Here is a 17,318-nt window from a genome sequence, read left to right as displayed (position 1 = left end):
GGCCCAGTCAGGCGAATCGAGAGGGCTGGCGGGTACTTCGGCGCGGCAAAGTATAAAGCAAGTGTTAATAAAAAGGGTAAACGCTGCGGTTCAGAAACTAAAAAAAACACCATCTTATGTAAACGATGGTGCCGGTCTTTATCGATGAAAGGGCTGAAAAAGCCGTGGTATTAGTCGGTGCGACGTTTACGGCCGGTGGCATGAGTGTGGTTTTGCTGGGTTTCCGCATCGCCTTCGATAAGGACTTTTTTCTGGTTTGAAAGCTTGTAGTTCAAGCCGAGGATATGACGTGCCTGACGGTTCGATTTCATGCTGACTCCTTAATCCTGTGAATGGTTTCAAGGTCAATCCCGGAGGTGCCGGGCGAAATTTACCCTTAAGCGCAGACAATGTATTTGCCTGCGAGATTGATAGTTGACCATTCTGCTCGAAATAGCAACACCAGCTGGCGCTTTCAGGAACTCTCTGAGATTTAACCCTTTGTGCGACGGGCGTCACACTGTCATATACCTGAACTATGCTTTTTGATTCGCGCTGAGATTTCCCCATTTTGTTCATCGTGAGGTCATTCCATGAAAGTTTTAGGATATGCAGCACAAAATCCCACCACGCCGCTGGCTCCGTTCTCCTTTGACCGCCGCGAACCGCGCCCGGACGATGTGACCATTGAGGTTTTGTACTGCGGCGTTTGCCACTCAGACTTACACCAGGCCCGCAACGACTGGGGGTTCAGCACCTATCCCATTGTTCCTGGACATGAAATTGTTGGCCGGGTGACGGCTATCGGTGACAGCGTCACTAAATTTAAACCCGGTGACCTGGCAGCCATCGGTTGTATGGTCGATTCCTGTCGCCGCTGTTCACCTTGTAAAGACGGACTGGAGCAGTATTGCGAAGAAGGCAATACACAGACCTACAACGGACAGGATCGTCACGATCACCAGACCACCTACGGCGGCTATTCACAGACCATCCTTGCGAGTCAGGATTTCGTCCTGCGAATTCCCGATGGGCTGGATTTGAAAGGGGCCGCGCCGCTGCTCTGCGCCGGGATCACCACCTGGTCGCCGCTGCGTCACTGGAAGATTGATGCCAACAGCAAAGTGGCGGTGATTGGTCTTGGCGGGCTCGGGCATATGGGCCTGAAACTGGCGCACGCGCTGGGCGCGGAAGTGACGCTGTTTACCCGTTCGCCGGGGAAAGAGGCGGATGCGCGTCGTCTGGGCGCGAGCCATGTGGTGCTCTCTACCGACCCGGAACAATTGAACGCAGTGAAAAATCAGTTTGATCTGATTATCGATACCGTCCCGTACACGCATGATGTAAATGCGTATATGCCAACGCTGACCCTCGACGGCACATTGGTGTTTGTCGGTCTGCTCGGCGATTTGCCGGAAGTGAACACCATTCCGATGCTGATTAACCGTCGCTCGGTGGCGGGTTCGGCGATTGGTGGCATTGCAGAAACGCAGGAGATGCTCGATTTCTGCGCGGAAAAAGGTATCGCGGCAGACGTTGAGGTCATCAGAATTCAGGATATCAATGAGGCCTACGAGCGCCTGCTGAAAAGCGACGTGAAGTACCGTTTCGTGATTGATATGGCATCTCTTAACGCCTACGGCTAACGGCCAGAAAGGCGTGTTCTATACTTAGTCCCCCTAACGGATAAAAGGAGTGAACGATGACGATCCACAAGAAAGGCCAGGCACACTGGGAAGGCGATCTGAAACGTGGCAAAGGCACCGTCTCGACCGAGAGCGGCGTTCTGAACCAGCAACCGTACGGGTTTAACACCCGCTTTGAAGGTGCGAAGGGCACCAACCCTGAGGAACTGATTGCGGCTGCACATGCCTCCTGTTTCTCGATGGCACTTTCGCTGATGCTGAGCGAAGCCGGGTTTACGGCGACCTCAATTGATACCGAAGCGACGGTCTCACTGGATCAGGTCAGCGGCGGATTCTCGATAACCAAAGTGGCGCTGCAAAGTAAAATCGCGGTACCGGATATCGATGCCAGCACCTTCGATGGCATCATCCAGAAAGCAAAAGCTGGCTGCCCGGTGTCCCAGGTTCTTAAAGCTGAAATCACCCTCGATTATCAGCTCAACTAACGAGAAAATGCCCGGCGGCGCGAGCGCCATCGAGCGAGATAGCCCGCTGATTGCGGGCTTTTGTTTTCAACAATCATAAATGAGCGCTATGAGTGAGATTAAAACCCTGAGTTCGCAGGAAATTTATTGCAATCAATGGATGCGTCTGAAAGAAGACAGAATTGAACGTGCCGACGGTTCGCACGGTGTGTATTCGGTGATTGAGAAGCCCGATTTCGCGGTGATTGTCCCGGTATCGCACGGTTTTATCTGGGTGGTGGAGCAGTATCGCTATCCGCTTGGCGTGCGCACGATTGAATTGCCGCAGGGATCGTGGGAGCTGGACCCGAATGCCGATCCGATCGCCGTCGCCCGGGGTGAACTAGCGGAAGAGACCGGCCTGCTGGCGCAAAAAATGGAGCAGATTGGGTATCAGAAACTGGCCCAGGGCTATTCCAGTCAGGGCTATCACATCTGGCTGGCGACGGATTTTGTCTCCAGCACCCAACAGCTCGATGCCGAAGAAGTGGGGCTGACCTGCCGCCAGATGCCGGTCACTGAGTTTGAAACTCTGATTGCAGAGGGCAAAATCAGCGATGCGACCTCGGTGACGGCATTTTTACTGGCTAAGCTAAAAGGCGTCGTGTGACGTTGTCACTTATACCTGCGCTTTTTGAGGCTGTTTACGGCGCAGGCGGCTCAAACTGAATGCAATGGCCAGCCCGGATGTGGCAACCGCCACCCATAAACTCATCTTCACCGCCTGTGCTTCCAGCACGAGTTGTGAACTCGAAGCCATCACCGCCAGCAGCACGCCCACTAACGCCGCGCCGAGACATTGCCCGAAGGTGCGCATTATCGCCAGCACGCCTGAGGCGTATCCGCTGTATTCCCGCGCCACGTTAGACAACATTTCACGATTGTTCGGACTCTGAAAACAGCCAAATCCCATCCCGCACACCAGGCTACGCAGCCCGATATCCCACGCTGCGGCGTGATCGGGCAACGTCGCCAGTAGCGCTAAACCGAGAACAAACCCCAGCAAACCCATGGTCGAGATTATCGACGGCGAGTATTTATCCGCCAGGCGTCCGGCATGGGGTGCAACCAGCACAATGCCCACCGGCCACGGCGTAAACAGCAGCGCAGAAGTCAATGCGCTGTAGCCATACACGCTCTGGAACAGGAATGGCAGGGCAACAAAGGTAATGCCCTGGCTGATAAACGAAGCCAGTGAGGTCAGCGCCGCCAGTGAAAAACGCACGGAGGTAAAGATAACCGGCGGCAGCAACGGTTTTGCCGCCCGGCGAATATGCCAGACAAACGCCGTCCCGCTGACCAGCGCCAGCATACTCCAGCCCATCACGGTGTTGCTGAGCGAGTGATCGCCAGCATGCAGGTCGGCAAAACCGTTGGCCGCCATGATCAATGCTCCGAGCATCGTCGCAGACAGAACGGCCCCCATTACATCAAACCGCTGATCGCTTATTGCCGGTTTACGTGGAATGGCTTTGATAGCCAGCAACATCGCCACCATGCCGGGCAGCACGTTGATGGCAAACAGCCACTGCCAGCTCAGCGCACCCAGCAGCGTGCCGCCTAATACTGGGGCGACGGCGGTGCTGGCGGCAATTAACAGTGCATTCAGCCCCAGAATGCGCCCGAGCAACCGGCCAGGAAACACCGAGCGTAATATTGCGGGGGCAATACTGAGCGTGGCCGCGCCGCCGACGCCCTGAAGGACGCGCATTACGATAAGCATCTCTGCCGAGTCAGACATCGCACAGCCGAGCGATGTGAGGGTGAACAGGCTCAAACCAAAGATAAAGATCGGGCGAAAACCAAAGCGGGTGGCGAGCGCGGCAAAGATGGCGAGCGTCATGGCGGCGGAGAGCAAATAGCCATTGGCGAACCATACCGCAAGCGGGGCGGCCACCTGTAAAGATTGCGCCATCTGCGGTAAGGCGATATTCACCATCGAACCGTCAAACACGGCCATCAGGGTTGAGGTCATGACCGCCGCCATCGCAAACGCCCGTTCGCGGCCTGGCAGGCCTTCATCGCCGGGTTGATCAGAAAAGAGTTCCATCACACTATTCTCATGGGTAAGTTTTTTGATGAGGAAAGTCTATGCCCTGGCTAAAGAAGGCGGAAGACACAGCATTGGTACTGTATAGTTGCATCAAGCGCCTTATCTAAAGTCGAAGGAATATTTTGATGACCGATCCAGATTTTAATCTGCTGATTGCACTGGATGCGCTGCTGACCGAAGCGAGCGTGGCTGGGGCGGCCCGGCGTCTGAATTTGAGCACCTCAGCCATGAGTCGAACGCTCAGCCGTTTGCGTGACGTCACTGGTGACCCGTTGCTGGTGCGTGCAGGGCGAAATATGGTGCTGACGCCTTACGCCGAGGCCAGCCGCGATCGGGCGCGTAACGCCGTGCTCGAGGCCAGGGCGGTGCTGCAACCGTCTACCTCGGAGCTGAATATCGCGCAGCTGGAGCGCGTGTTTACATTGCGCGTGAACGACGGTTTTATCGAAGCCTTTGGTCCGCCACTGATTGCGGCGGTGGCAGCCATGGCGCCAGACGTATGCCTGCGTTTTTCACCGAAACCCGAGAAAAATTCACGCTTTTTGCGCGAAGGACTGGTGGACCTGGAAATTGGCGTGCTGAGTAATATGGGCCCGGAAATACGCGTGCAGGCGCTGTATCGGGACCGTTTCGTTGGCGTCGTTCGTCATGGACATCCGCTGGCCGGGAAAGCGCAGGTGGGTGTGGAGGAGTACATTGCGTGGGGACATGTGGTTGCCTCTCGGCGGGGGCTGCCGTCAGGCCCGGTCGATGAAGCGCTGGCAGAGTTGGGGCTGGCGCGCAAAATTGTCAGCGTGGTGCCGGGTTTCCCGTCGGCGCTGGCGGTGGCGAAGGCGTCAGATTTGATTGCGCTGGTTCCGGCTTCTTTTTTATCTCTGACGGAAAATCAGTCCCGGTTACAGGCTTTCGAACTGCCGTTTAAAACGCGGACGATCACCATTTCGCAGCTGTGGCATCCCAGAATGGAAGCTGATCCGGCGCATCGCTGGCTGAGACAAGCAGTTCTGGCGGTGTGTCAGAAGCAATGTCCTGACCAACGTGGGGGAATTTCAGGTTAAGACGACGCAACGTGATTTATGCGAGGTGCCGCAGGGGATTCAATGAGCCTGATTCGCAAAGTAATTAACGTTGTGCCAGACTTTTCCTCATCATGGGCGCAGCGCTCTGTTTAACACATCCAGGAACAGTAAATGCTCGAGTTTATTGCACATATGCTGGTCGGTACGCCGATATGGGTGTACGTGCTGTTTGTGTTTCTGGTGATTCGTGGAGTTAAAGCCCGTCAACCCGCCACGGTGACGCTGGAGCGCTTGTCCATTATTCCGCTGATATTTTTGGTATGGGATCTGTATGATCTTGTTCTTTATCGGGATCTGTCATTGGGCGTAATGATGCTGTGGATTGCGGTGCTGATTATCGGCGCAGCACTGGGTTTCTGGCTGATTAAGCCTGAAAGGTTGAGTCACGGGAGTGCTCCGCGCACGATTAACCGTCCGGCGGATTATTCTGCATTGCCGCTAATGATGGCGGCATTCGCCATTAAATATGTGTTCGGCGTGATGGCGGCGGTGTCGCCGCAGACCATGCAACAACCGGGGATGAGCGCGGCGGCCGTGGTGGTCGGCGGGCTGTTTGCGGGCAGTTTTATCGGCAAATTTATCCGTTATCTGCAATGTTACTTTGGCCCAACGCAAAAGACGAATTAAGACGATCCTGTGTTAAAAAAAATAGGTTTTATCAGCCGGGACGTCTACATTAATGGGTTGATAAATTTACGCTTTCTCTGGTCATTTGTGCTGCATTTTTGCCACGAATGAAGGCCAACAGCACGTTCAGGAATGAAAATGACACTAAACCGCAACGCCGCGGCTGCGCTTAGCGCGCTCTGGCTGTTCAGTACTTGTGCCGCTGCCGAAGTGGATCTTGGCTCGCTGGATATTCTGGCGAGAGATAACCCGAAAAGCCCTGTACCAAAGGGTTTTGTGGTCGGTGCCGCGACGTTAAGCGGCCAGGCGCGTTATAAAGATCAGGATAACAGTACCTACTTTATTCCAGGCGGCCTCTATTTTGGCGACAACCTGATGTATCTCGGGGATCGCGCTCGCTACTATTTCCGTCTGGATGATAACGTGGCGCTGTATGGCTACGGCCGTTACCGTTTTGGAAACCTTGACCCGTCGGACGCCGATTCCCTGCATGGCATGGATAAGCGAAAAGGGGAGTTTGAAGCCGGGATCGGCGGGACAATCATTACGCCATATGCGCTGCTGACCGCCCGATTCGCCAGCGATGTGACCGGGCGCAGTAACGGCCAGGAACTCCTCTTGTGGGCGGATTTCCCGATCGTCAGAGACAATCTGCTGGTGATGCCAGGGATGGGGATGATGATCCGCAGTCACAATATGGCGAACTACTATTTCGGCGGCGTTTCGAAAGAAGAGGCCACGCCGCAGCGTAAAGCCTGGGATACCGGCACGACATTCTCGCCGATGGCGGCAGTGGTGACATCCTACCGTTTCAGCCAGCACTGGATGGGTTTGTTTGCCGCGAACTATGAGCTTTACGACAAAGACATCGCTGACAGCCCGATTGTGCAGCACAGCGGTGAGTTTTATGTGATTGCCGGGGTCGGATATACCTGGTAACGATTAACAGCGCGTTCGAGGGTTGAACGGCAGCGGGAGGTGTGAACACGAATGAGCATACTGTTCCCGGGCATTCGGCTACTGCTGCTCACCGCCTGTCTTCCGGCAACGCTAAGTTATGCCGCCGACGGCAATCGGATTCGACAACGCGCTAATGCGGTTCTTTCGCTGATGAGCTATACGGTCGTACCGGACGTCACCGCCAGCGACCTGAACATCGGCAGCGGTGGCCGCGACGGCGACAACAATGAGCTCGATATTACCCAGTTCGGCGGTGGGGCGACGCTCAGTGAAAGCGTGCCCCTTTATGTCGAAGGCACCATGGGCTACAGCCGCTTCGATCCGCATTTCGTGTTATCTGACGGCACACGCACCCGTAAAATCCCGACCAAATGGAACAGCCTGACCGCCACCGGCGGCATCGGCTGGGATTTCCCACTGTATACCGACCGCTGGGGCGGCAAACTGGTCATCCGCCCGATTGCTAACGTCATGCTGGGCACGATGGCGAGTGATGTGCGCATCGGCGGCTTTGTGCTGGAACGGCGTCGGGATGTTGATTTCAAGTTCCTCGACGGTGGCCGACTGAATGCGTACGGGCTGGGCGGCTCGCTGATGTTCGACTACGAGTTGGTGTCGAAACCGCAGGATATCGACGTGGAATTACGTTATTCCAGTATGAATTTGCAAACCTTCGGCAGCACCTCGGACGCGGTACAGGGCGAGGCTACCGCGCAAAACCTGGGCCTTTATCTCCGACGCCGGGCGCCGATTTTCGACTGGACGCTACTCAAAAGCCCGGTGCGTTATGTACTTGAAGGTGCTCACACCGAATACCTGGGATCTCAGCGCGGCGAACTGGGCTTCAACAGCCTGAGTTCTCTGGGTTTAGGCATCGAACTGGACAGCAGCAAATACCCTGTTTTTATTACCCGCACCCGGCTGGTGGCCCGTTATATGTTTGGTGAAAACACCACTGGCTATGGCGTTGGCCTGGCGATGAGTTTTTAACGCTTTTCGTTTTTTTCATTTTTTTAGCAATATTTTTCCCCCTCATACGTCTACCTCAGCATGAACACGATTTAATTTCTAAGGTGAGGTAATTCTAATGAGAGATTTTGATATGCATGAACATCAACGTGGCCGTGGTTTTGGCGGCCATCGGATGGCGAAACCGCTGATCATGGGCGCGGTGATTTTTGTCGTACTGGGCCTGTTGGTGATGTCGCTGTGGAATGCACTGTTGCCCGCTATCATCGGCGTGAAAGCGATTGGCTTCTGGCAGGCATTAGGGCTGCTGGTACTATGCCGCATTCTGTTTGGCGGCCTTGGTTTCCGTCCTGGCATGTTTGGCGGGATGCGTCGTCGGATGCACGAACGCTGGATGCAAATGACCCCGGAACAGCGTGAAGCCTTTATGCAACAGCGTCGCGAGGGCTTTGGTCGCCGTGGGCATTGTCATCATCGCGGCTGGCACGAACGCCGTGACGAAAGGGCAGACATGCGCCAACAGCCTGAAGAGTCTGTGGTGAAAACGCCGGAAGGCGAGTAATTCGGATGAAAGCCGCAATGGCGAAGGATTCCCTACTGCTTTCGGCCCTTAACGCCTGCCGTTCGCGGCTCACTATGTTTATTCGTGGCCGCACGGCGGTGCGCGAAGATGCCGATGACGTATTACAGGAAATTACCTGGCAGCTCATGAAAGTGGAACAACCGGTGGAAAATATCGCCGCCTGGCTGTTCCGTGCCGCCCGGAACGAACTCACCGACAGAGCGCGTAAAAAGCATGAATTACCGCTGTCGGCGTTCTCCTCGGCTGACGAAGACGGTGATTTTCCGGAAGACGAATTGGCGGAAACGTTATTTGGTGTGGCACAAACGCCAGAAGACGATTACCTGAAGGCGCTGCTGTGGGAAGAACTGAACGATGCGCTGGCGGCTCTTCCGCCCGCACAGCGTGAGGTGTTTGAACGCACGGAGCTGGAAGGGCTGAGTTATAAAGAGCTGTCCGAGGAAACCGGCGATAGCGTGCCGGCGTTGTTGTCGCGCAAACACAAAGCGGTGTTGTACCTGAGAACCCGGTTACGCAGCGTTTACGATGATTTGACGGAGTAAAGGAATTTGCCCGATGGCGCTAGCGCTTATCGGGCCTATAAACTGAATCTTATATAGGCCCGATTAACGAAGTCTCACAGGGCAAATCAAATCAGCTTCCCCAGCGACTGCGCAGGTAATTCACCGCCTGCTGAGTCTGTGGCTGATTGAGGTTGTTTTCACGGAACAGAATGGTGCCCTGAATTTCCGGCAGCGCATCGTTCAAATCGAGCTGTTTTTTCAGCTCCGGCACGCCGCCCTGCACGTTCCAGTCTGGCTCATTCTTTAACGGTTCCCCGACCTTATACAGCGCCACACCGATATACAAACGGGTGTGCGTCGGTTTCACCACATCAGCCCACCATTTTGCCAGCACATCGTAACGCGCCGCATCGCGGGCGAACGGCCAGTAAACCTGCGGCGCAATGTAATCCAGTAATCCTTTTTGGACCCACAAACGGGTGTCGGCATACGATTCGTCATACGCCGCCGCGCCACGGGTATCAGACCCCGCCGGATCGTGCGAGCGGTTGCGCCACACGCCAGCCGGACTCACGCCAAACTGTACGTTTGGATTCAGCTGTTTGATGGTTCGCGATACCTGGGTTATCAGCAATTCGGTGTTGTGTCGGCGCCAGTCGGCCTTCGAGGCATAACCCTGGCCGTAAGTGCGGAACGTCTGGCTGTCATTCAGCGCAGAACCGGCGGTTTCGGTATAGAAGTAATCATCGAACTGCACGCCGTCAACCGGATAGCGCGACACCACTTCAGCCACGATGCTGGTTATCCAGTCACGCGCTTCGGGAATGCCCGGGTCGATAACATAGCGATCGCCGGAAGTACGGATCCAGTCGCGATGTGCCACAAACACGCTGGACGGGTGCATTGACAGCGTGCGATTCAGTTCCGCCACGGTGCCAGGTTTGGTATTGGTCGAGACGCGATACGGGTTAAACCACGCGTGGACTTTCATTCCGCGTTTGTGTGCTTCATCGAGCATAAACTGCAGCGGATCGTAACCCGGATCCTGGCCCACTTTGCCGGTCAGCATATCGGACCACGGCAAAATCTGGGACGGCCAGAGGGCAGTGCCATCGGGTTTAATCTGGAAGAAGACGGTATTAATGCCGAGGCTTTGTAGCTTGTCCAGCTTATCGGTCAGCGCTTTCTTTTGCAGAGTGGCGCGAGCCGCTGCATCGCTGACGTTGACCGATGACACCGGCGGCCAGTCGAGACGCGAAACGGTGGTCAGCCACACGCCGCGCACAGGTTGGTTATCGGCGGGCCTGTCGGGCAGCGGATGTTTGGCTACCGGAGGCAGTGGCGTCACCAGCGATTTCGGTTTTTCTGACGTGCAATTAGCAAGCAGAAGTGCACTGGCAATCAGCGCCCCGGTAATAGTGACTCGTGCAATTATGGAGAGTTTACGTGAGCTGATAATCATATCCCTGTTTTATTCAGGCCTTCACATGAGCGAAACTCATTCTCGTATGATTCGATTTGTGGAGCAACCGGGAAAGTTTGTGAACACATCAAAACGCATTCTGCGCTCAAGCTTTTTCCGACCGCTCAACGGCCAAACAAAGATATGCCAGCCGTAGGGAACGGGCAGGTGCAATTTTTGGTCGTGATTTAGGCTATTGCGCAGAATTGTTTTGGATAGCCTGAAGTAGCGTATCCAGTAAACCGGGGAAACGTGCATCTAAATCATCGCGGCGCAGGGAAATCATATTCTCCCGGCCCTGAGGGCGTTGCCAGATAACGCCGCTGTCACGCAAAACGCGCCAGTGATGCGTCATGGTCGACTTCGCCACGTCCTGTCGGAGCGTACCGCAGCTCAGTTCACTGCCATCAGCCAGCGCTTTGACTATCTCCAGACGCAATGCATTCCCCAACGCAAAAAGGACATTTTCCAGGCGAATCTGTTCACGTTCCGGATGATTGGCGATCATACTGTTCCTTTATTTACCGGTGAATGTGCGGGAGCGAGAGGGCGCTAATATACCGAAAGCCCTCGCTGAACGCCACGCACCGCGTCGGCGTTTCACCGATTGCTGTTATAGCTAATATAGTTCGAATATACTCGTACAATTGTACTATTATAGATGTCGTTACATCACCCGCGGTCAATTCCGGCCGCGGATTGACAGTCAACAGACTTAAGGATGCATCATGCCTCGACCCATCCCCCTCGAACGCTACCGTAACATCGGCATCTCCGCGCATATCGATGCCGGTAAAACCACCACCACCGAGCGCATTCTGTTTTACACCGGAATGAGCCACAAACTGGGTGAAGTGCACGATGGCGCGGCAACGACGGACTGGATGGCGCAGGAGCAGGAGCGCGGCATTACCATCACCTCTGCCGCCGTGAGTGCTTTCTGGCCCGGAATGGATCGTAATTTTGAGCCGCATCGGATCAACATAATCGACACCCCTGGCCACGTGGATTTCACTATTGAAGTTGAACGTTCCATGCGTGTGCTCGACGGCGCGGTGATGGTGTATGACTCGGTCGGTGGTGTGCAGCCGCAGTCCGAAACCGTGTGGCGGCAGGCCAACAAATACCACGTGCCGAGGCTGGCCTTCGTCAACAAGATGGACCGACAGGGCGCTGACTTTTTCCGCGTCGTGCAGATGATGAAAGACCGCCTGAAAGCGAATCCGGTACCGATTGTCATTCCGGTTGGTGCGGAAGAACATTTTTCCGGCGTGGTTGATCTCATCAAAATGCGGGCGATCCACTGGGATGACGAAACTCAGGGCATGACCTTCAGCTACGGCCCGGTTCCAGCGGATTTACTGGAAACCGCGCAGGAATGGCGCGAGAAAATGGTGTCCGCAGCCGCAGAGGCCAACGATGCGCTGATGGATAAGTATCTGGAAACGGGCAGCCTCGACGAAGCCGATATTATCGCCGGGCTGCGCCAGCGTACGATTGCCGGTGAAATTCAGCCGATGCTGTGCGGCAGCGCCTTTAAAAACAAAGGGGTGCAGCGGATGCTCGATGCGGTGGTGGAGTTTATGCCGTCGCCGCTGGACGTTCCTGCCATTGACGGGATTGATGAGAAGGGCCAACCGGCGGAACGTCACCCGAACGATGATGAGCCGTTCTCGGCGCTGGCGTTTAAGCTGATGACCGATCCGTACGTCGGTCAGCTGACCTTTATTCGCGTTTATTCGGGCGTATTGAAAAAAGGCGACGCCGTGTATAACCCGGTTAAAGGCAAGAAAGAGCGTATTGGCCGTATCGTGTTGATGCATGCGAATGACCGACACGAAGTGGATGAACTGCGCGCCGGGGATATCGCCGCCTGTGTGGGGCTGAAAGATGTGACCACCGGCGACACGCTGACGGACCCGAACCACGTCATCACGCTGGAACGAATGGAGTTTCCGGAGCCGGTGATTTCTCTGGCGATTGAACCGAAAACCAAGGCCGACCAGGAGAAAATGGGCATCGCGCTGCAGCGTCTGGCGGCGGAAGATCCGTCATTCCGTTTGCACACGGATGAAGAATCCGGGCAGACGATTATTTCCGGCATGGGGGAATTGCATCTGGAGATCATCGTCGACCGTATGAAACGCGAGTTTAGCGTGGACGCGAATATCGGGCGGCCACAGGTTACGTACCGGGAAACGATCCGCAAACCGGTGAAGGACATCGAAGGCAAATTTGTGCGCCAGTCTGGAGGGAAAGGTCAGTACGGTCATGTGGTGCTGAGCCTTGAACCGAAAGAGCCTGGGAGCGGATTCAAATTCGAAGATGCGACCAAAGGCGGCGTGGTTCCGCGCGAATACATTCCTTCGGTGGAGAAAGGCCTGCGCGAAGCGATGAACAGCGGTGTGCTGGCCGGGTATCCGGTGGTGGATGTGAAAGCGACGCTGACGTTTGGCTCATATCATGACGTCGACTCGTCAGAACTGGCGTTCCGCATGGCGGCAATCTTTGGTTTTAAAGAGGGCTTTCGTAAAGCGGACCCGGCAATTCTGGAGCCCATAATGCACGTGGAAGTGGAGACGCCGGAAGACTATGCCGGGAATATCATGGGCGATTTGTCTTCGCGTCGGGGGATGGTGCAGGGTATGGAGGAACGATTCGGCAGCCAAATCATTCGCGCCGATGTGCCGCTGGCGGAGATGTTCGGTTACTCCACCACGCTGCGATCGATGTCTCAGGGCCGTGCCACGTACAGCATGGAGTTTCATCATTATGCCGAAGCGCCGCGCAACGTCGCCGATGACATCATCGCCCAACGTGCCAAAGCATAAAAAGTAATAACCTGGCGGGAGCGCTTCTCATCGAGCATTCCCGCTTTTTTCGACCTGAAGCGGGTGCCGCGCCCCCCGTAGGTTGCACATGGCTTTTGGAGCCAGTATGGTGTGCGCAATTTCACAGGAATCGCAGGAAACAGAATGACTAACCCGTCCTCCAAAGATCCGCTGCACGGCGTCACACTTGAAGCACTACTCACCACGCTGGTGAATAAATACGGCTGGCCTGAACTGGCGAAACGCATCAAAATTAACTGTTTCAAAAGCGACCCGAGCATTAAATCGAGCCTGAAATTCCTGCGTCGTACACCGTGGGCACGCAAAGAAGTTGAAGACTTGTACATTGATTATCTTCACGACCAGCAAGAGAACATCGATGATGAAAGCCCATGGGCAAACTGGCAGAGTAAAAAGCCGCAGGATTAGTGCGACTCCGCATCTCCAATGCCGGTAATTTTATCGCGACCTGTTTTTTTCGATTGATAGAGCGCCTGGTCGGCATCAGACATCATTCTGTCCTGGTCAGCAGGTAAGCCTTTTGCCACGCCAAAACTGGCGGTTAAACGTATGACCTCGCCATTATCGGTCATGACGCGCAAATTCCTGCAGGCCATTTGCAGCCTGCGGACAGAGTTCAGAACATCCTGTTGGCTATCCGAACTGAACATTACGGCAAACTCCTCTCCGCCGATTCGGGCAACCATCCAATTGGGCAGGGCGACATGATTTAAGGTATCGCCCAGGCTGGCCAAAACCTTATCCCCCGCGGGATGGCCCCAGGTATCGTTGATCCGTTTGAAATGATCAATATCGATTAACACCAGCCAGACCGGCGTGTCAGCGCTGACCGTTGAGAGCAGTTTTTCCCGTTGTAGTTCGAACCCGCGACGATTTAACACCCCGGTAAGCGCATCAATTTCAGTGAGTTTTTTGAGCTCATCGCTGAGTATTCTGTTTTCATCGATATGTTCTTCGAGCTTATCAAGGCTGGACTGCAGCGCTTTTATCTCGCAGACTTCCTGATAAGCGGGGGATGACACGTCATCTTCGCCCATAGATTTCGCCCTGACATTCAGTTTCAATAAGGGTTTCACCACGTTGAAATGGATATACAGAATACCGATTATCGCCAGTGAATAGATAGTAAAAAGGATAATAAGCGTCAGGACAAAATGCTCCAGCGCCTGATTTTTCACTTTGCCATAATACTGATGGACGTTAAATAAATACATTTGAAGCATGTCATTAAATGTATTAAGGCTGTCCTGATAACGGACGGTAAATTCGCTGACCGAGACAGAATAAAATTCTCTGTTTTCACTTTGAGTCTGGAGGTGGCGTATCAGCGCTGCACCTTTATTCTGAAAGTCATGCCGGGTTTTCAGCATTAACGTGCGAAACGAGTCCGTGTCAGAACTGTAGCTGGTCGGAATACCCAACAACCACCATTGAGTTTCAATTTGTTGCCAGGCTCTGGATATTTTCTCCAGCTGGGATTCAGACAACGGCGTTCCAGTGTTCAGGTAATACAAAAAATAAGACCCCAGTTTTCCTGTTGAATTTCTCAACTCCCCTAGGGCCTGACCTTGCAAAATGGCGCTGAAGGCAGTTGGCTCCATTTTGATGAAGGATTCGGTTTTAACAAACAGCACATTGTGAAAATACTCCGTCGACTCCATCATCATATCAACGGCTTTCCTGGCTTCATGCGGGTCTGTTCTGGGGCCTGCCGCATAGATATCAACCTCTTCACGGCCTCGAATCAGATGTGAAAGCGTGTTCTGTAACAGAGTGCTGGAGAGGATATCCTGAGGGACTTTTGTTAGCGCTTCATCGGTTTCCATCTGGCTTTTAATGAAGGCCGCTTTAGCATGGGCCATGCTTCCAACCGTCGCGAATATCAGCTGATTCGCATACCCACGTTCTTCAGCGAGTTTGTTAGAGACATCCAGCACCCGATAAAAGTCAGAAAATTGCTCAATGTTATTTTGTGCCTGACTATAATGTTCATAAGCATCTTTAATTAACCCCCATGACAACACAGACGCCAGACAAACGATTAAAAAGGAGAATGTCGCAATTTTTTTAATCAGCGGTGAGTTTATTGCCAGTAATGTTTTCATTGTCTGTTCCAGCCGGGATATCAGAGAACTACACTAAGTGGCATAACCCTGTTTCTCAAGCCCAATAAAACGAAGCGTGAGCCTGACACCATTTTTTCTGTTTATAAAAAAATATCCGGATCCTGATTTAAGTAATGGACGTGTTTTGTCGCCTTATGCCAAATATGAGCCAGTCATCATGAAGCGTGTTTTATTTGACGCAAAGAAATGGGATTGAAAATGAAAACAGAACACCAGGCTGGTGTTCTGAATGCGGTTCGAAAGTTTAGCGTGACGCGATAAACAGGGATTTGCATCCCGGACACAGCATTGCCTGTTTGAGTCGTATTTTTGAGGCAGCCTGCGTTGATTTAACACCACAATTGGGGCAGGTGACCGTCGTCGTCGACGCACCACCAATGAGCTTCATTGCGTAGTCGAGAAAAGACATAATGATTAACTCTTCAATGAACGGGCCTCACCATAGCACGAAGGGGCAAAAGAGTATGTGTATTCCGTCGGGAATCATGGATACGCTGAAGTCGATTCACTCGCGCTTCGATGAAACAGGGACGCATGCACGCCCCTGTTCTGGCTTACTCAAATAATCTACGGTGTAGCGTCACAATCGCGTCGTCGGCAGTATTCTCCGGCAGCAGGAAACAAAGATTGTCATTGGATGCGCCATGAAAAATCATTCGCACGCAATACTCCTCTGATTCCATAAAGGCATCCCGGCATACGCCTGGACTACGAGGGAGTTGATTGCCAATCACTGTGATCAATGCCAACCCGGTTTCAATCTCGACCTGACAATGAGCAGAGAGGGCGGTCAACAGCGCGGTGGTTAATGTGTCACCGTCTCCTGATGTGCAACCCGTGCCGTTCAGGGCCATCGCGATGCCTCGCTCGGTGGTGGTGACCAGATCCACATCAACCTGATGCTCTGCCATAATCGTAAAAATGTCGGCAAAAAATGCATATGCTGGTCGCTGGTGCAGGCTGTGTAATCTCAGTAGGGTCTGTTTGCGGCGAACGGCAATGGCGCGATATTGCGGCGGATTTTCTGTCTCGCGGCGAACCAGCGTTCCACCAGCTGCGGTATTTTTGCTGGAACCGACAAAGACCGGGATGTTTTTCCGCATTGCCGGTAACAGGGTCGCCGGATGAAGTACCTTCGCACCAAAAGTGGCCATATTACTGGCTTCTGAAAAGGAGATATGGTCGATACGGCGGGCCTGCGCCACAATGCGCGGATCGGTGGTGTAGATCCCAGCCACATCAGTCCAGATATCGACCCGTGCGGCGTGCAATGCTTCCCCAAGCAGGGAGGCGGTGTAGTCGCTGCCGCCCCGTCCAAGCGTCGTAGTCTGCTCATTTTCATCACTGCCAATAAATCCCTGAGTGATAACAATCGTCTGTTCAAGACGTGGGCGAAGATGGGTCTCGACCTGTGTTTCCACAAGGCTGAGATGGGGTTCTGCGCAGCCGTAGAGGGAGTTTGTTCGGATGACTTTACGCGCATCAAACCATTCTGCCCTGGCTTCCCGTTCCCGAAGAACCTCAGTGAATAACAGGCTAGACATCAGTTCACCATGGCTGACCAGTTCATCACTCAGTGCAGTGGACGGCGTAGCCGATGCCGTTTCGGCAAGATGGGCAATATTTTCAAGTAGTTGGTCGATTTGCCTGGCAACGATCGACGGCGATTTTAAACGGGAAATAATGTTGTGCTGGATAGCGCGAAGGGTATCAATTTTATCCATCCGATCGTGACTTTCCAGACCTTTAGAAAGTTCGACTAATAGATTGGTAACACCTGCGGAGGCAGATAAAACGACCAGACGAACGTGGTCATCTGCAAGAACAATACCGGCACTACGATTCATAGAGTCGAAGTCAGCAACGCTGGTACCGCCAAATTTGGCAATGACGAATTGTGGATAAACGCGTGTCATAACACTCTCATCTCAGGGCGCCATAAAAGATGGCAAGAAACTTTCATTCTCGGCATAAGG

At 53.7% G+C, this 17,318-nt stretch carries 18 protein-coding genes; 11 read left to right on the top strand and 7 right to left on the bottom strand.

Features of this window, described 5'->3' with window-relative positions; genetic code table 11:
- Positions 1–170: 170 nt before the first annotated feature.
- Positions 171–311 (bottom strand): stationary-phase-induced ribosome-associated protein, encoded by a 141-nt coding sequence (gene sra, locus MUU51_RS06740; RefSeq protein ID WP_159768528.1) that lies wholly within the window; start codon positions 309–311, stop codon positions 171–173.
- A 261-nt stretch (positions 312–572) separates the two neighbouring features.
- On the opposite strand from sra, the gene MUU51_RS06735 reads away from it, so the two are divergent.
- The 3 genes from MUU51_RS06735 to MUU51_RS06725 all read left to right on the top strand — a co-directional run bounded on the left by MUU51_RS06735 (position 573) and on the right by MUU51_RS06725 (position 2,738).
- Positions 573–1,625: an NAD(P)-dependent alcohol dehydrogenase gene (locus tag MUU51_RS06735; RefSeq protein ID WP_258967423.1), complete on the top strand. Its 1,053-nt coding sequence runs from the start codon at positions 573–575 to the stop codon at positions 1,623–1,625.
- Between the two features lie 56 nt (positions 1,626–1,681).
- On the top strand, positions 1,682–2,110 hold the full coding sequence (locus MUU51_RS06730; RefSeq protein WP_258967422.1) for an OsmC family protein: 429 nt from the start codon (positions 1,682–1,684) through the stop codon (positions 2,108–2,110).
- 88 nt (positions 2,111–2,198) lie between these two features.
- Complete coding sequence (locus MUU51_RS06725) at positions 2,199–2,738, top strand: NUDIX hydrolase (protein WP_258967421.1); 540 nt, start codon at positions 2,199–2,201, stop codon at positions 2,736–2,738.
- A 9-nt stretch (positions 2,739–2,747) separates the two neighbouring features.
- On the opposite strand, the gene MUU51_RS06720 is transcribed toward MUU51_RS06725, so the two are convergent.
- On the bottom strand, positions 2,748–4,178 hold the full coding sequence (locus MUU51_RS06720; protein WP_258967420.1) for an MFS transporter: 1,431 nt from the start codon (positions 4,176–4,178) through the stop codon (positions 2,748–2,750).
- Positions 4,179–4,306: 128 nt separating this feature from the next.
- On the opposite strand from MUU51_RS06720, the gene MUU51_RS06715 reads away from it, so the two are divergent.
- The 6 genes from MUU51_RS06715 (at position 4,307) to MUU51_RS06690 (ending at position 8,941) form a co-directional block, all read left to right on the top strand.
- Positions 4,307–5,239 (top strand): LysR family transcriptional regulator, encoded by a 933-nt coding sequence (locus MUU51_RS06715; protein ID WP_258967419.1) that lies wholly within the window; start codon positions 4,307–4,309, stop codon positions 5,237–5,239.
- A gap of 132 nt (positions 5,240–5,371) precedes the next feature.
- Entirely contained in the window at positions 5,372–5,887 is a 516-nt protein-coding gene (locus tag MUU51_RS06710; protein WP_159768511.1) for a DUF6622 family protein, read from the top strand.
- A 138-nt stretch (positions 5,888–6,025) separates the two neighbouring features.
- Positions 6,026–6,826 (top strand): MipA/OmpV family protein, encoded by an 801-nt coding sequence (locus MUU51_RS06705; protein WP_159768508.1) that lies wholly within the window; start codon positions 6,026–6,028, stop codon positions 6,824–6,826.
- Positions 6,827–6,877: 51 nt separating this feature from the next.
- Positions 6,878–7,837, top strand: a complete 960-nt coding sequence (locus tag MUU51_RS06700) for an autotransporter domain-containing protein (protein ID WP_159768505.1) — start codon at positions 6,878–6,880, stop codon at positions 7,835–7,837.
- 97 nt (positions 7,838–7,934) lie between these two features.
- Positions 7,935–8,378, top strand: a complete 444-nt coding sequence (locus MUU51_RS06695; protein WP_159768502.1) for a hypothetical protein — start codon at positions 7,935–7,937, stop codon at positions 8,376–8,378.
- Between the two features lie 5 nt (positions 8,379–8,383).
- On the top strand, positions 8,384–8,941 hold the full coding sequence (locus tag MUU51_RS06690; RefSeq protein WP_258967418.1) for an RNA polymerase sigma factor: 558 nt from the start codon (positions 8,384–8,386) through the stop codon (positions 8,939–8,941).
- A gap of 91 nt (positions 8,942–9,032) precedes the next feature.
- On the opposite strand, the gene MUU51_RS06685 is transcribed toward MUU51_RS06690, so the two are convergent.
- Together MUU51_RS06685 and MUU51_RS06680 are read right to left on the bottom strand one after the other, a co-directional pair.
- Positions 9,033–10,364: a glycoside hydrolase family 10-like protein gene (locus MUU51_RS06685; RefSeq protein ID WP_258967417.1), complete on the bottom strand. Its 1,332-nt coding sequence runs from the start codon at positions 10,362–10,364 to the stop codon at positions 9,033–9,035.
- A gap of 193 nt (positions 10,365–10,557) precedes the next feature.
- Positions 10,558–10,872, bottom strand: a complete 315-nt coding sequence (locus MUU51_RS06680) for an ArsR/SmtB family transcription factor (protein ID WP_258967416.1) — start codon at positions 10,870–10,872, stop codon at positions 10,558–10,560.
- Between the two features lie 220 nt (positions 10,873–11,092).
- Between MUU51_RS06680 and fusA the strand changes: the two genes are divergently transcribed.
- On the top strand, positions 11,093–13,195 hold the full coding sequence (fusA, locus tag MUU51_RS06675) for an elongation factor G (protein WP_258967415.1): 2,103 nt from the start codon (positions 11,093–11,095) through the stop codon (positions 13,193–13,195).
- 144 nt (positions 13,196–13,339) lie between these two features.
- On the top strand, positions 13,340–13,624 hold the full coding sequence (locus MUU51_RS06670; RefSeq protein ID WP_258967414.1) for a VF530 family protein: 285 nt from the start codon (positions 13,340–13,342) through the stop codon (positions 13,622–13,624).
- Here the strand turns inward: MUU51_RS06670 and MUU51_RS06665 are convergent.
- From MUU51_RS06665 to lysC, 3 genes are all read right to left on the bottom strand, one after another.
- A complete protein-coding gene (locus MUU51_RS06665) occupies positions 13,621–15,321 on the bottom strand; it encodes a GGDEF domain-containing protein (RefSeq protein WP_258967413.1) in 1,701 nt (566 codons plus the stop codon). The two genes, MUU51_RS06670 and MUU51_RS06665, sit on opposite strands and share 4 nt — an antisense overlap.
- 265 nt (positions 15,322–15,586) lie before the next feature.
- Positions 15,587–15,751 carry a YnfU family zinc-binding protein gene (locus tag MUU51_RS06660; protein WP_258967412.1) on the bottom strand — a complete coding sequence of 55 codons (165 nt, stop codon included), beginning with the start codon at positions 15,749–15,751 and terminating at the stop codon, positions 15,587–15,589.
- Positions 15,752–15,896: 145 nt separating this feature from the next.
- A complete protein-coding gene (lysC, locus tag MUU51_RS06655) occupies positions 15,897–17,258 on the bottom strand; it encodes a lysine-sensitive aspartokinase 3 (protein WP_258967411.1) in 1,362 nt (453 codons plus the stop codon).
- Between the last annotated feature and the right edge of the window lie 60 nt (positions 17,259–17,318).

The organism is Scandinavium manionii (assembly GCF_024764775.1).
Classification (GTDB): domain Bacteria; phylum Pseudomonadota; class Gammaproteobacteria; order Enterobacterales; family Enterobacteriaceae; genus Scandinavium; species Scandinavium manionii.
Note: the sequence above shows the minus strand (reverse complement) of the source record. Positions and strands in the feature narration are given on the sequence as shown.